The sequence below is a fragment of the Mycobacterium lacus genome, assembly GCF_010731535.1.
Taxonomy (GTDB): domain Bacteria; phylum Actinomycetota; class Actinomycetes; order Mycobacteriales; family Mycobacteriaceae; genus Mycobacterium; species Mycobacterium lacus.
In genome coordinates this window covers 4,996,571-5,010,454 of the sequence record NZ_AP022581.1, presented here as the reverse complement: position 1 = coordinate 5,010,454, position 13,884 = coordinate 4,996,571, and the positions used below count along the sequence as shown (strand labels likewise).

At 69.9% G+C, this 13,884-nt stretch carries 15 protein-coding genes; 6 read left to right on the top strand and 9 right to left on the bottom strand.

Going from position 1 to position 13,884, the window contains the following annotated elements; translation table 11 throughout:
* Positions 1 to 70: 70 nt before the first annotated feature.
* A complete protein-coding gene (gene carD, locus G6N24_RS23210; RefSeq protein ID WP_003419482.1) occupies positions 71 to 559 on the bottom strand; it encodes an RNA polymerase-binding transcription factor CarD in 489 nt (162 codons plus the stop codon).
* A 352-nt stretch (positions 560 to 911) separates the two neighbouring features.
* On the opposite strand from carD, the gene G6N24_RS23205 reads away from it, so the two are divergent.
* The 3 genes from G6N24_RS23205 (at position 912) to disA (ending at position 4,074) form a co-directional block, all read left to right on the top strand.
* Entirely contained in the window at positions 912 to 1,481 is a 570-nt protein-coding gene (locus G6N24_RS23205; protein WP_085157053.1) for a hypothetical protein, read from the top strand.
* 71 nt (positions 1,482 to 1,552) lie between these two features.
* Positions 1,553 to 2,992: a DNA repair protein RadA gene (gene radA, locus G6N24_RS23200; RefSeq protein ID WP_085157056.1), complete on the top strand. Its 1,440-nt coding sequence runs from the start codon at positions 1,553 to 1,555 to the stop codon at positions 2,990 to 2,992.
* Between the two features lie 14 nt (positions 2,993 to 3,006).
* Entirely contained in the window at positions 3,007 to 4,074 is a 1,068-nt protein-coding gene (disA, locus tag G6N24_RS23195; protein ID WP_085157059.1) for a DNA integrity scanning diadenylate cyclase DisA, read from the top strand.
* A 5-nt stretch (positions 4,075 to 4,079) separates the two neighbouring features.
* Here disA and G6N24_RS23190 read toward each other — a convergent pair whose 3' ends face one another.
* Together G6N24_RS23190 and G6N24_RS23185 are read right to left on the bottom strand one after the other, a co-directional pair.
* On the bottom strand, positions 4,080 to 4,898 hold the full coding sequence (locus G6N24_RS23190; protein WP_139822205.1) for a hypothetical protein: 819 nt from the start codon (positions 4,896 to 4,898) through the stop codon (positions 4,080 to 4,082).
* An 80-nt stretch (positions 4,899 to 4,978) separates the two neighbouring features.
* Positions 4,979 to 5,608, bottom strand: coding sequence for a carbonic anhydrase (locus G6N24_RS23185; protein ID WP_085157065.1), 630 nt, complete (start codon positions 5,606 to 5,608; stop codon positions 4,979 to 4,981).
* Between G6N24_RS23185 and G6N24_RS23180 the strand changes: the two genes are divergently transcribed.
* Positions 5,607 to 6,521, top strand: a complete 915-nt coding sequence (locus G6N24_RS23180; RefSeq protein ID WP_085157068.1) for an HhH-GPD family protein — start codon at positions 5,607 to 5,609, stop codon at positions 6,519 to 6,521. The genes G6N24_RS23185 and G6N24_RS23180 overlap by 2 nt on opposite strands.
* Here the strand turns inward: G6N24_RS23180 and G6N24_RS23175 are convergent.
* Together G6N24_RS23175 and G6N24_RS23170 are read right to left on the bottom strand one after the other, a co-directional pair.
* Positions 6,518 to 8,239, bottom strand: a complete 1,722-nt coding sequence (locus G6N24_RS23175) for a PE family protein (protein WP_085157071.1) — start codon at positions 8,237 to 8,239, stop codon at positions 6,518 to 6,520. The two genes, G6N24_RS23180 and G6N24_RS23175, sit on opposite strands and share 4 nt — an antisense overlap.
* Before the next feature lie 57 nt (positions 8,240 to 8,296).
* Positions 8,297 to 9,070, bottom strand: a complete 774-nt coding sequence (locus tag G6N24_RS23170) for an alpha/beta fold hydrolase (RefSeq protein ID WP_139822206.1) — start codon at positions 9,068 to 9,070, stop codon at positions 8,297 to 8,299.
* 14 nt (positions 9,071 to 9,084) lie between these two features.
* Between G6N24_RS23170 and mhuD the strand changes: the two genes are divergently transcribed.
* Together mhuD and G6N24_RS23160 are read left to right on the top strand one after the other, a co-directional pair.
* On the top strand, positions 9,085 to 9,405 hold the full coding sequence (gene mhuD / locus G6N24_RS23165) for a mycobilin-forming heme oxygenase MhuD (protein WP_085157074.1): 321 nt from the start codon (positions 9,085 to 9,087) through the stop codon (positions 9,403 to 9,405).
* On the top strand, positions 9,368 to 10,747 hold the full coding sequence (locus tag G6N24_RS23160) for a serine hydrolase (protein WP_232070653.1): 1,380 nt from the start codon (positions 9,368 to 9,370) through the stop codon (positions 10,745 to 10,747). The genes mhuD and G6N24_RS23160 overlap by 38 nt, the downstream gene beginning before the upstream one ends.
* Here the strand turns inward: G6N24_RS23160 and G6N24_RS23155 are convergent, their stop codons facing one another.
* The 4 genes from G6N24_RS23155 to G6N24_RS23140 form a co-directional block, all read right to left on the bottom strand.
* Positions 10,748 to 11,281, bottom strand: a complete 534-nt coding sequence (locus tag G6N24_RS23155) for a histidine phosphatase family protein (RefSeq protein ID WP_085157080.1) — start codon at positions 11,279 to 11,281, stop codon at positions 10,748 to 10,750.
* Positions 11,278 to 12,021, bottom strand: a complete 744-nt coding sequence (locus tag G6N24_RS23150; protein ID WP_085157082.1) for a CbtA family protein — start codon at positions 12,019 to 12,021, stop codon at positions 11,278 to 11,280. The genes G6N24_RS23155 and G6N24_RS23150 overlap by 4 nt, the downstream gene beginning before the upstream one ends.
* A gap of 9 nt (positions 12,022 to 12,030) precedes the next feature.
* Positions 12,031 to 12,240: a CbtB domain-containing protein gene (locus G6N24_RS23145; protein ID WP_085157085.1), complete on the bottom strand. Its 210-nt coding sequence runs from the start codon at positions 12,238 to 12,240 to the stop codon at positions 12,031 to 12,033.
* 174 nt (positions 12,241 to 12,414) lie between these two features.
* Positions 12,415 to 13,773, bottom strand: a complete 1,359-nt coding sequence (locus G6N24_RS23140; RefSeq protein ID WP_085157088.1) for a PE family protein — start codon at positions 13,771 to 13,773, stop codon at positions 12,415 to 12,417.
* Positions 13,774 to 13,884 lie beyond the last annotated feature (111 nt).

The following is a 13,884-nucleotide window of genomic DNA, read 5'->3' as shown; positions in this document are numbered from 1 at the left end:
CCCGACCCGGCGGCCGCGACTACCGCGACGACGGTGCCCGAACCCCCGACCACCTGGAGCCCCGGAGTATTCAGGAGGCGGCGGCCAAAACCTCGTCGAGGATGGTCTCCGCTTTGGCGTCGTCAGTGCTCTCGGCCAGCGCCAATTCACCGACCAGAATCTGGCGAGCCTTGGCCAGCATGCGCTTCTCGCCCGCGGACAGGCCGCGTTCCTGGTCGCGACGCCACAGGTCGCGGACTACCTCGGCCACCTTGTTGACATCACCGGAGGCGAGCTTCTCGAGGTTGGCCTTGTAGCGGCGTGACCAGTTGGTCGGCTCCTCCGTGTGCGGGGCACGCAGCACCTGGAAGACCTTGTCCAGGCCTTCCTGCCCAACGACGTCGCGGACACCGACGTACTCGGCGTTTTCGGCGGGCACTCGAACGGTCAGATCGCCCTGCGCCACTTTCAAGACGAGATACTCTTTTTGTTCCCCTTTGATGGTCCGGGTTTCGATCGCCTCGACTAGCGCTGCACCGTGGTGTGGGTAGACAACGGTGTCACCGACCTTGAAAATCATCTGATTCGAGCCCCTTTCGTTACTCCATGCTAACACGCCCCCCTCACACGTGCGCATCAACGGTGCAGGTCAGGGGCACCGCCGGTGAAGATTGGGGGTTGACAGACGGACCAAGACGTGCAATGGGCGATCCGTCGCGGTCGTCTTCCTGGCGTTCTTTCGGGCACGACACACGGCGGACACGCAGGCTCGGTCCCGGCCGGCCGCTCCCCCGGCCAGCGCACATTCGGCACGTCATTGTCCCCGAGGACCGGAAAACCATGGCTTGCCCGGCCCTGTCTACCGTCGGGCGGGCCCTACTACTACTGTGCATAGTTGCACCTAAGCGTCCCCAGCCAGCAGGAGGCATTGAGTGAACCGCTGCAAGATCCGCCTCCCCATCCGCCTTCCCGCATCGGCCGCCCGGGTCACCGTCGTCGGCCTGGTTGCAGTCGCGCTCGGCGGCTGTTCGGCCGGCCAGATCTCGCAGTCCGCGTCTCAGGAGCCAGCTGTCAACGGCAACAGGGTCACGATCAACAACGTGGCACTACGCGATATCCGCATCCAGGCCGTCCAGACCAGCGACTTCTTGCGGCCCGGCCGTGCGGTGGACCTGGTGCTGGTGGCCATCAACCAGTCCCCGGACGTGCCGGACCGACTGATGGGCATCACCAGTGATATCGGCACGGTGACGGTGACCGGCGATGCCCGACTGCCCGCAGGCGGCATGTTGTTCGTTGGCACGCCAGACGGCCAGAACGTCGCGCCGGGCCCGTTGCGCTCCAGTGAAGCCGCCAGGGCGACCGTCACCTTGACCAAGCCCATCACAAACGGCCTCACCTACAACTTCACCTTCAATTTCGAGAGGGCCGGGCAGGGCAGCGTGACGGTGCCGATTTCGGCCGGACTGGCCCCGCAGCAGGAGCCGGCCAACCACGGCTAAGCCGGCGTACGCCGAGCGCAAGGCAACGGACGGCCCCGCCTCTTGTCACACCCGCCCGATACGGTCGCGGCGTGGCCAACATGCGTTCGCAATACCGCTGCTCCGAATGCCGTCATCTGTCCGCCAAATGGGTGGGACGTTGTCTGGAGTGCGGCAGCTGGGGCACCGTGGCCGAGGTGGCCGTGCTCAACGCCGTTGGCGGCGGCCGTCGTTCGGTGGCCGCGCCTCTAGATCCAGCGCGGCGAGCCGTTCCGATCAGTTGCGTTGAGGCGCACCTGAGTCAGCACCGTTCGACGGGCATCGATGAACTCGACCGGGTGCTTGGCGGCGGCGTGGTGCCGGGTTCGGTGACGCTGCTCGCGGGCGATCCCGGTGTGGGTAAATCGACGCTGCTGCTCGAGGTCGCCCACTGCTGGGCTCAGTCGGGGCGGCGCGTCCTGTATGTCTCCGGCGAGGAGTCCGCCGGCCAGATCCGGCTGCGCGCCGACCGGATTGGCTGCGGAGGCGGCGAGGTCTACCTGGCCGCCGAATCCGATCTGCATGCGGTGCTGGCCCACATCGAAATAGTGCAGCCCGCGTTGGTGATCGTGGACTCGGTGCAGACCATGTCCACCAGCGAGGCCGACGGCGTCGCCGGCGGTGTCACGCAGGTGCGGGCGGTGACGGCTGCGTTGACCGCCGCGGCGAAGGCCAACGGCGTCGCCCTGATCCTCGTCGGCCACGTCACCAAGGATGGGGCGATCGCCGGACCGCGCTCACTCGAACACCTCGTCGACGTGGTGCTGCATTTCGAAGGCGACCGCAACGGCGCGTTGCGTATGGTCCGCGGGATCAAGAACCGGTTCGGCGCGGCCGACGAGGTCGGGTGTTTCCTCCTGCACGACAACGGAATCGACGGCGTCGCCGACCCGTCGCATCTATTCTTGGAGCAGCGGCCGACCCCGGTCGCCGGCACCGCGATCACCGTCAACCTGGACGGCAAACGGCCGCTGATCGGGGAAGTCCAGGCGTTGCTGGCCACGCCGTGCGGCGGCTCACCGCGGCGCGCCGTCAGCGGAATCGACCATGCCCGGGCCGCGATGATCGCCGCCGTGCTGGAAAAGCATGCCAGGCTGAGGCTCGCTGTCAACGACATCTACCTGTCCACCGTGGGCGGGATGCGGCTGACCGATCCGTCTTCGGATCTCGCGGTCGCAATCGCGCTGGCATCGGCGTACACGGCGCTGCCGCTGCCCACCACCGCAGTGATGATCGGCGAGGTGGGTCTGGCCGGGGACCTGCGGCGGGTCAGCGGCATGGAACGCCGCCTGTCCGAGGCCGCCCGGCAGGGGTGCACCACCGCGTTGATCCCGCCGGGTTGCGACGGGATACCTGCGGGCATGCGGGCGCTGAGCGCACCCACCATCGTCGCGGCGCTGGAGCACATGATCGACATCGCCGACCATCGCAGCGGTAGGCCCGCCGGTCCGCATCGGCTGGACACTGCCGCGTCGCGCGGCGGCCGCCCATAGCAGAATGACACGCTGTGACTCGTCCGACGCTGCGTGAGACCGTCGCTCGCCTGGCCCCCGGCACCGGGCTGCGCGATGGCCTAGAGCGCATCCTGCGCGGCCGCACCGGCGCGCTCATCGTGCTCGGCCACGACGAGAACGTCGAGGCCATTTGCGACGGCGGCTTCTCCCTTGACGTGCGCTATGCGCCGACGCGGCTGCGCGAGCTGGCCAAGATGGACGGCGCCGTCGTGCTGTCCACCGACGGCAGCCGGATCGTGCGGGCCAACGTGCAGTTGGTCCCGGATCCGTCGATACCCACCGGCGAATCCGGGACCCGTCACCGCTCGGCGGAGCGGGCCGCGATCCAGACCGGCTACCCGGTGATCTCGGTTAGCCACTCGATGAACATCGTCACCGTCTACGTCGGCGGGGAGCGCCACGTGTTGGCGGACTCGGCCACCATCCTGTCACGGGCCAATCAGGCCATCGCGACCCTGGAACGCTACAAGACCAGGCTCGATGAGGTCAGCCGGCAACTGTCCCGGGCCGAAATCGAGGACTTCGTCACCCTGCGCGATGTGATGACGGTGGTGCAACGGCTCGAGCTGGTCCGACGGATCGGTGTGGCGATCGACTACGACGTCGTCGAACTCGGTACCGACGGGCGTCAACTGCGGCTGCAGCTCGACGAGCTGCTGGGCGGAAACGACACCGCCCGGGAATTGATCGTGCGCGACTATCACGCCAACCCCGAGCCACCAACCCACTCGCAAATCGCCGCCACCCTCGACGAGCTGGACGCCCTGTCCGACGTCGAGCTACTCGAACTCAGCGCGCTGGCAAAGGTTTTCGGATACCCCACCACGGCGGATGCTCAGGACTCGGCGCTGAGCCCGCGAGGCTATCGCGCGATGGCCGGTATTCCCCGGCTGCAGTTCGCCCACGTCGATCTGCTGGTCCGGGCGTTCGGCACGCTGCAGGGCCTACTCGCGGCCAGCGCCAGCGACCTGCAATCGGTGGACGGCATCGGCGCGATGTGGGCCCGGCACGTGCGCGAGGGGCTATCGCAGCTGGCCGAGTCGACCATCGCCGAGCACTAGGTTGGTTACCCGCCGACGGGCGCCGGCGCAGCGGCGGGCGGCGCCTCGGGCGGTGGCGCAACCGCAGGCGCACCCGGCGCGGGGACCGGCCCGGGCGGCGGCGGCGGCTGATTCAGGATGAACGGAACAGGCTGGGAGCGCAGGTTGCCGAGCTGGACGACGAGGTTGTAGGTGCCGGGCCCGATCGCCGGCCGCGGCAGCGGGCAATGCGGCGCCGAACCCATCCCCGTCCAGGTCACCGCCGTCGTCACCTGCTCACCCGGCGTAAACGTCTTGACCAGCGTCTCGTTGGACGGTGCGCAGTCCAGGTTGGACCACAGGCGCTTGTTGTCCAGGGAATACACGTAGGCCGCCAGCACCGCGGCTCCCACGTCGCGTTTGCAGGACACCAGCCCGATGTTGGTGACGACCATGGTGAATTTCGGCTGGTCACCGACGAAGTACTGAGGCGAGTTGGTCAGGCCCTTGACGGCCAGCGTCGAGTCGGGGCAGTCGTCCCCCTCCTTGAGCACCGGCGGCGGTTGCACCGCGGCGGTGGGGGTGGGGGACTCCGGATTTGGGCCCTGCGGTGGCGCGACCGCAGTGTTGCCTCCGGTTTGCCCGGCCGGCTGGGGCGTCTGCGGCGCCTGGGGGGCGGGTGAGTGCGCTTGGGCCGTGCCCGGCTTCTCGGCGCTGGCGGGTTTAGCCTTCGCGCTGCTGTTGACGAAAGCGACGACCGTGGCGACCGCGATCCCGATCACGACGACCGCGATGCCCAGGGCCAGTCCCCGACGCCGCCAATAAATCTCCGTGGGTAGCGGGCCACGCGGTTCCAGATCCAGCACGTTTACACCGTAGGCCCAGGTCACGTCGACGTGTTTGACCCGCCTCGGCGTGTCGCCCGGTTAGCCGACCAACCCCCGTGTTAAGAGCGGGCTTCGTCGCCGATGTCGCCGATGTGATCGTTCAGCACCGCCCGCCCGTCGTCGAGTTGATACGTGACGCCCACGATTGCCAGGGTGCCGGCCGCCACCCGCTCCGCGATGGCCGTCGAACGCGCCATGAGCTGCGCCATCGTCTCGTGCACATGTCGTTCCTCGAACTCGTCGACGCGAGTCAGGCCCTCGCGGCGGCCCAACAGGACCGACGGCGCCACCCGCTCCACCACATCGCGCACGTAACCGCCGGGCAATTTGCCTTCGTTGATCGCCGCCAACGCGGCGTTGACGGCGCCGCAGCTGTCATGGCCAAGTACGACGACGAGCGGAACGTTGAGGATCGTCACCGCGTACTCGACGGAGCCCAGCACCGCCGAGTCGATGACGTGGCCGGCGGTGCGCACCACGAACATGTCGCCCAGGCCCTGGTCGAAGATGATCTCGGCGGCCACCCGGCTGTCCGCGCAACCGAACACCACCGCCGTCGGCTTCTGCGCGGCGGCCAGGCTGCCCCGATGCTCAACGCTCTGACTGGGATGCTCGGGCTTTCCCGCGACGAATCGCTCGTTACCCTCTTTGAGTGCTTTCCACGCGGCTACCGGATTGGTGTTGGGCATGCCACACATAATGCCGGACCTGCCGGTGACCGGCTCGGGAGTCATACCAGTTACCAATCTTCTCGGCTGGTACGACCGATCGCGCCGCGACCTGCCGTGGCGAGAGCCCGGCGTCAGCGCGTGGCAGATCCTGGTGAGCGAGTTCATGCTGCAGCAGACACCGGTGGCCCGGGTGCTGTCGATCTGGCCGGACTGGGTGCGCCGCTGGCCCACCCCGTCGGCCACCGCGGCGGCCAGCGCCGCCGATGTGGTGCGCGCGTGGGGCAAGCTGGGCTATCCGAGGCGGGCCATGCGCCTGCACGAATGCGCGACCGTTATCGCGCGTGACCACGGCGACGTGGTTCCCGACGATGTCGGAATCCTTTTGGCCCTGCCGGGTGTCGGGAGCTATACCGCACGAGCGGTGGCCTGCTTCGCCTACCGCCAACGAGTTCCGGTGGTGGACACCAATGTGCGACGAGTGGTGGCCCGCGCGGTGCATGGGCGCGCCGATGCGGGTGCGCCGTCGGCTTCGCGGGACCACGCCGACGTCTTGGCGCTGCTGCCCAATGATGAAGCGGCGCCGAAGTTTTCGGTGGCGCTGATGGAGCTGGGCGCGACGGTGTGCACGGCCCGGTCGCCGCGCTGCGGGTTGTGCCCACTTGACGCCTGCGCATGGCGGGATGCCGGCTATCCGCCCGCTGTCGGTCCGGCACGCCGGGTCCAGCAGTACGCCGGTACCGACCGGCAGGTCCGCGGCAGGTTGCTAGATGTGTTGCGCACCAAGGATTCTCCGGTCACCCGCGCCGAGCTGGACGTGGCCTGGCGCACCGATAGCGCCCAGCGTGACCGGGCGCTGGAGTCGCTGCTTGCCGACGGCCTGGTGACCCGCACCGGCGACGGCCGGTTCGCGCTGGCGGGCGAGCGGTTTTAGCCGGGCTGACCGTCGGCGCCGGCGGCGCCGAAGCCTCCGGGATCGCCGGGATTGCCGTTGATGGCCGTCCCGGTTCCCGCAGCGCCACCCGCCCCGCCGGTGCCGCCGGCGCCGTGGACACCGGCATGGCCGAACATTCCGGCACCGCCACCCTTGCCGCCGGCGCCACCATTGCCGCCGTTTCCGCCGGCGCCCCCGGCGCCGCCGTTGCCGCCATCGCCGCCGACCAGGCCCGTGCCACCCTTACCGCCGTCGCCGCCTTCGGCGCCGGTGCCGCCGATGCCGCCCATGCCGCCGGCGCCGCCGTGGCCACCGTTGCCCCACAGCAGCCCGCCGTGCCCACCGGCGCCACCGGCACCGCCGGTGCCGCCGCTGCCGGCGTTGTTGGCCCCGGCCCCGCCGGGGCCCCCGTTGCCGCCACTACCTATGAGGGTCAGCGCGGCGCCGCTCGCGCCGCCGCCGTTGCCGCCGTCGCCGCCGGCAGCGCCGGTGCCGCCGCGACCCCCGGCACCACCGTTGCCGCCAATCCCGTTGCCACCGAACGGGGCGAACGACGCGGTGCCACCGCCGCCATCACCGCCGTCACCACCCCTGGCGCCGGCCCCGCCGTCGCCGCCATTGCCCCCGTTGCCGCCGTAGGCCCAGCCGGTGCCGAAGTTTTCGCCATTGCCTCCCCGGCCCCCGTTGCCGCCGGCAGCGCCGGCGCCTCCGTGGCCTCCGTTGCCCCCGTTGCCGCCGCTGATGGGTCCCGCGCTGCTAGCGGAGCCGAAGCCACCAAAACCGCCGTCACCGCCGGCCTGCCCTGCTACGGTGCCCGGGGTGCCAGGCAGCCCTGCGCCGCCGCTGCCGCCGATCTGAGGGGCACCATCGGCGCCGTTCGGCGCCTGGCTGATCTGGTTGGGCGTGGGGTTCACCCCGTTCGTTCCCGGGGCGCCGACCCCGCCGGCGCCGCCGTCGCCGCCGGCGCCGATCAGCCCGGCGTTGCCGCCGGCGCCCCCATTGCCCGCCAGGCCACCGGTGAGGGCGGCGCCGCCCGCCCCGCCGACCCCGCCGTTGCCGAAGACGGCCCCGTTGCCGCCGGCGCCACCGGTGCCGCTGACGGTGGTGCCCACGCCGCCGGTTCCCCCGGCACCACCGTCACCGAACAACCAACCGGAGCCACCCGCCCCACCCGCACCGCCCGGGCCCGCGGCATTGGTCCCGCCGGCGCCGCCGTTGCCGCCGCGGCCGAACAGCCCGGCCGCCCCTCCGCGACCGCCGGCCCCGCCAACACCGGCTACGCCGGACCCGCCGTTGCCGCCGTTGCCAATCAGCAGCCCACCGGGGCCGCCGGCCTGCCCGGTGCCCGGCGCCCCGTCGGCGCCGTTGCCGATCAGCGGGCGCCCTAGCAGCGTTTGGGTGGGCGCGTTGATCGCGTCCAACAGCACCTGTTGGACGTTGAGCGCCTCGGCGCCGGCATATGACGCCGCGCCGGACGACAACGCCTGCACGAACTGCCGGTGAAAGGCCGCCGCCTGGGCGCTGAGCGCCTGGTACTCGAGGGCGTGCGCGCCGAACACCGCCGCGACGGCCGCCGACACCTCGTCCTCGGCCGCGGCCAGCAACGCCGTGGTCGGGGCCGCCGCCGCGGCGTTCGCCGAGCTAAGCGCCGAACCGATACCGGCCACATCCGAGGCCGCTGACGCCAGGGCGTCGGGGACTGCGGTCATAAGAGACATCTGCCACCTCCCACCGGGACCAGGCCAGACGCCGATCGTATCGCCATCGCGGTCTCCTCACGCCTTTTTCGCCGCCAGGAATGACTCGACCGCCTGCCGGTAAACCTCCGGCGCCTCGTCATGCACCAGGTGGCCGGCGTCGGCCACACGCAAATATGTCGTCGCGCCCTCTCTTTCAGCCATTTGCCGCATCTGGCCCGGCGGTGTGACCGAATTGCCGGCCTCGATGAGCAGCGCCGGCGAGCTCACCGCCCGCCACTGGGCCCAGTAGTCGCGGGTCCCCCACTCGGCGGCGATCTGGACCCATCGCTCGGTGTGACCGTGGAGCCGCCAGCCGGTGGCGGTGCGGTCGAAGGCCTCCAGAAAGTACCGGCCGGCCACCGTCCCGAATTCGGCGAATACTTGTTCGGCAGAATCGAATTCGATCGGCAGGGCGTGCAGCCACGGCTCCCACGGACCGGTGGTGCGCCCGCGGAAATCCGGCGCCATGTCCTCGATCACCAACGCCGAAACCAAATCCGGACGCTCGGCGGCCAGACACCACGAGTGCAAAGCGCCCATCGAATGTCCGACCAGCCTGACCGGCACGCCCAGCGCGATCACGGCATCACCCAGATCGGCGACGAAACGTTCGGTGCTGATCGGGTGCGGATCGGCGACGTCGCGGCCCCGGTGCCACGGCGCGTCGTAGGTGTACACCGCACCCCAGCGGGTCAGCCACGGCAGCTGACGCGACCACGTGGTGCCCCGGCCCATCAGGCCGTGCACCAAGATCAGCGGTTCGCCCCGGCCGCCGCGAAGGGTCAACAGGTCGGTGGGCATGCCGGGCACGGTAGCCTAGCGGAATGCCGCCAGTGGTGAAGATCAACGCAATCGAAGTGCCGGCCGATGCCGGCCCCGAACTCGAAAAGCGGTTCGCCCATCGCGCGCACGCGGTAGAAAACCAACCCGGCTTCCTCGGGTTTCAGCTGCTGCGTCCGATCAAGGGCGAAGACCGCTACTTCGTGGTGACACACTGGGAGTCCGATGAAGCATTCCAGGCGTGGGCGACTGGGCCCGCCCTCGAAGCCCATGCTGGACACCGAGCGAACCCCGTGGCGACCGGCGCGTCGCTGCTCGAATTCGAGGTTGTGCTCGACGTTGCCGGGTCCGGCGAGACAGCGTAGCCGGCCCCGGGCGCGGCGCCGCGCGGTGGCGTTGAGTGCGGCAACCGCACTGGTGGTGACCCTGGCCACGGGTTGTGCCCCCTCGCCCACCCCGCCCGCGAACGCGGCGAACGCGGGGCACCCAATCGACACCAGGACTCCGCCCGGGCTGCGGGCCCAGCAGACCTTGGACATGCTCAACTCTGACTGGCCCATCGGCCCGGTCGGCGTGCGCACGCTGGCCGCGCCCGATAACGTCGGCTCGGTCGAAACCATCATGGAAGGGCTATGGTGGGATCGTCCCTTCGCCCTCGATGGCGTGGATATCAGCGCCAGCGTCGCCACCCTGCACCTCGTCTCCTCCTACGGCGCGCGGCAGGACATCCGGATCCACACCGACGACGACGGCCGGGTTGACCGGTTCGACCTCGAGACGCTGCCGCCGCCATCGATCACCTCGTGGCACGACGTCGACGCCGTGTTGAGCAAGACCGGCGCCCGCTACTCCTATCAGGTGGCCAAGGTGGATAACGGTCGCTGCGACCCGGTGGCGGGCACCAATACCGGCGAATCTCTGCCGCTGGCATCGATTTTCAAGTTGTACGTGTTGCATGCGCTGGCGGGCGCGGTCCGCGGCGGGACGGTGTCGTGGGACGACCGGCTGACCGTCACCGCCAAGAGTAAGGCCGTGGGCTCGTCCGGCTTGGAACTGTCTCCCGGAGACCATGTTTCGGTTCGCACGGCGGCCGAAAAGATGATCGCCACCAGTGACAACATGGCCACCGACCTGCTGATCGAAAGGCTGGGCACGCACGCCATCGAGGAAGCGCTGGCCACGGCCGGCCACCACGATCCGGCCAGCATGACGCCCTTCCCCACGATGTACGAGCTGTTCTCCGTCGGCTGGGGTCAACCGGATCTGCGCGAACAATGGAGACAGGCGTCGCCACAGGCTCGTGCCCAATTGCTGCGGCAAGCGAATTCGACTCCCTACCAACCCGATCCAACCCGTGCCCACACCCCGGCCTCCAGTTACGGCGCGGAGTGGTATGGCAACGCCGAGGATATCTGCCGGGTGCACGCGGCGCTGCAGGCCGACGCGGTCGGCGAGGCCGCACCCGTTCGGCGGATCCTGTCGGCCGTCGCGGGCATCCAATTGGATCGCAACAAATGGCCCTACATCGGCGCGAAAGCCGGTGGCCTGCCGGGGGATCTGACGTTCAGCTGGTACGCCGTCGACAAAGCAGGCCAGCCGTGGGTGGTGAGCTTCCAGCTGAACTGGCCACGCGATCACGGACCCACGGTGACCGGCTGGATGCTACAGGTCGCCAAGCAGGTCTTCGCGCTGGTGGCGCCGAAATAGCTAGAGCCGCAACGTCCAGCATTGCCCGCGGGAGTGTAGGACACTGCGGCTTAGCGGCCTAATATCGAGGCGCCAGAAGGATTTTGACGGGATATCAAGCGCCCGCACGATCGCCGCGCGAATCACCGCTGGATGTGTGACCGCCACCGTGTTGCCTGTGAGCGACGCCAGCCATCCGGCCACCCGGTCGATGAGGTCGACGATCGACTCTCCGCCGTGTGGCGCTCGAGCCGGATCGGTCAGCCACACCCGTAACTCTTCGGCGGCGACGCCCTCCAGGGTTTCGCCACGCCACCGTCCGCAATCGAGGTCGGCCAGCCGCGGCTCCGTCATGGCTCGTAGACCCAGCAGCTGCGCGGTCTGCCGCGCGCGCAGCTCGGGTGCCGCAAGTTGGCGGGTTCCGCCCCTGACATCGAGGGCTTCGACCTGGCGACGGCCGATGTCGTTGAGCGGCTCGTCGACAGGGAAACGTCCGGCTGCCATGGCGTCGGTCATGCCGTGCGACACCAAGGTCAGCCGGACGACCTCGGTCATGTGGCTCGCGCGGCCTCAGCTCGCTCACCCAGCAGCCGGCCCGCGAGCACCGAGAACACCAGCCCGATGGTTGCCCACAGCACCAGCTGCGTGCCCACAGCGACCAACCTGAATTCGTAGAGAACATCGGCGGGGAAGCCCGCGGGTGTCTCGGCAATAGCCGGCGATATCAGCATGATCAGGGCCATCGCCACCACGTAGGCGGCGGCCGCGGTCAGCCCGGCTTTCCACGCGCCAAGTCGCGCCGAGATCTGCCGGCCCAACCACACCGCCGCGATCGCCAGCGCCACCGACGCCAGCACCGTCGCCAGATACCACAGGGTGCGCGATCCGATCGTGTCCACCTGACCGACGGCCGGCGGATTGGGCGGATACTTCACAAACGGCACCAGGTACACCACGGTGAACGCGCCGGCCGCGAGGCGGAGCGAAAGCCCCCGTGCCCCAATGCCTTCCGTGCGCGCATACGCAACGCAGAACGCCACGGCGAACAGCGCACCCATGGCGACGCCGAAAACCAGCACGCCGAAACCCAATCCGGCGTTGCCCTGCACGCCGCGGGTGAACAATTCGACGCCGTGCTCGTGCACGCCCTGCGCATGCGCGGCTTCGGTGCGGGCGTCCTCAAAGTCGATTGCGCGGCCTATCACGGGCTCGGCGAGCAGGCGGGCGAGAACAAACGCCAGCACAGCGCCCACGGCGCCGGCCAGGAGACCGCGTGCGATCAGACGCTTCTCCACGACAGCTGCTCAGTGGCAGGGAAATCCGAGCAGATGCCGTGCGTCGTGAAAGAATTCGTGCACGTGCGAGTCGCTGCCGAAGAGCGACACGGCGCCCTGGTCGAAGCCGACGAAGTAGATGGCCAGCAGCGCCAGCACGGCGGTGGCCGCCAACCAGAGCGCCGCGCTTGCCGCCGACAGATCTACCGATCCGACCTGGGCCGTATGGGAATTCGCCACAGTCCACTCCTTCTGGGATATCGCGTCCCGCTTCGGCGCTGATGACGAGCACCGGGTTTGACTTTGTTCAGTGGCGCGACCGTTGGGGAGTCTCACCGGATTCCGGCGCTCATCAAACAACTGACAACACCCGTCAGTGTAAACCGTAGACCGCTGGCCAACCTCCAGCAGATGTTAGCCGGGCTGGCCGGACGGGCCGGGCTGGCCGGGCGCACCCGGGCTCCCTGAGCCGCCGACGCCGCCGGCCGTCTTCCCACTCCCACCACCGGTGCCAGGCTGACCAGGCTGGCCACCTATCCCGCCACTCCCGCCGCTGCCTGCAGCGCCGCCGAGCCCATGGCTGCCCGAGGCGCCGAACAGTCCGCCCGCGCCGCCCGCGCCGCCAATTCCGCCGTCGCCTCCGGCACCGCCGACTCCGCCACTGCCGCCGTTGCCCGCGTCACCGCCGTCACCCCCAAAAAACAGCAACGGGCTGATATTCGCGCCGCCTTGTCCGCCATCGCCGCCGGTGCCGCCCTGTGCACCGGTGCCACCGACCGCCCCGGCGCCGCCGGCACCGCCGGCGCCGCCGTCACCGACTAGCAGCCCACCACGGCCGCCGACGCCCCCGTTACCGCCCGCGCCACCCGTGCCACCGGGCGCGCCGGGCCCGCCGTCACCGCCGTTGCCGCCGTCACCGCCGCTAGGGCCCTTGCCGCCCTGACCACCGTCGCCGCCGGTCTGCCCGAACAGGGTGCCGGGATCGCCCGGCCCTCCTGGCCCGCCACTCGCGTTGTTGCTATTAGTCCCGGGGTCCCCGGGGGCCGCCGGGTCGGTGACGGGGTTGACGCCGTTGGCGCCGATCGCGCCATCCGCGCCGCGACCGCCGGCCCCGCCGTTACCGAATAGCCACGCGGCCCCGCCGGCCCCGCCGGCCCCGCCGATGCCGCCGGGGACGGTGGCGGCCCCGCCGTTACCGCCGGCGCCGCCGTTGCCATACAGCCACCCACCGGTCCCGCCGGCCCCCCCGGCGGCACCCGGCCCGCCGACACCACCGGCCCCGCCGTGGCCGATCAACCCCGCGGCCCCGCCGTTACCGCCGGCCACCCCGGCGTTCGTCCCTGGCGCGCCGTTGCCGCCGTTGCCGAACAACAACCCCCCAGCCCCACCGGACTGCCCCGGCGCCGTGCCATTAGCACCGTCGCCGATCAACGGACGGCCCAACAACGCCTGGGTGGGCGCATTCACCAGATTCAGCAGACTCTGCTGCACGTTGGCGGCCTCGGCGGCCGCATACGCGCCCGCGCCCGCGTTCAACGCCTGCACAAACTGCGCATGAAACGCCGCCGCCTGCGCACTAAGCGCCTGATACGCCTGCGCATGCGCCCCAAAAAACGCCGCGATAGCCGCCGATACCTCGTCGGCACCCGCCGCCAACACCCCCGCCGTCGGGACCGCCGCCGCCGCATTGGCCGAACTGATCGCCGACCCAATACTCGCCAAATCCGACGCCGCCGCCCCCACCAACTCCGGCGCCGCGATCACAAACGACATGGAACACCTCCTAAGGAATCAGCGGGAGTATATCGTCCTTCACGACCTGACGGTTGGGGTTTCAACCAGGCTGTCCAGACAGACCAGAAGGGGCCCGAGCAGGATCGATCA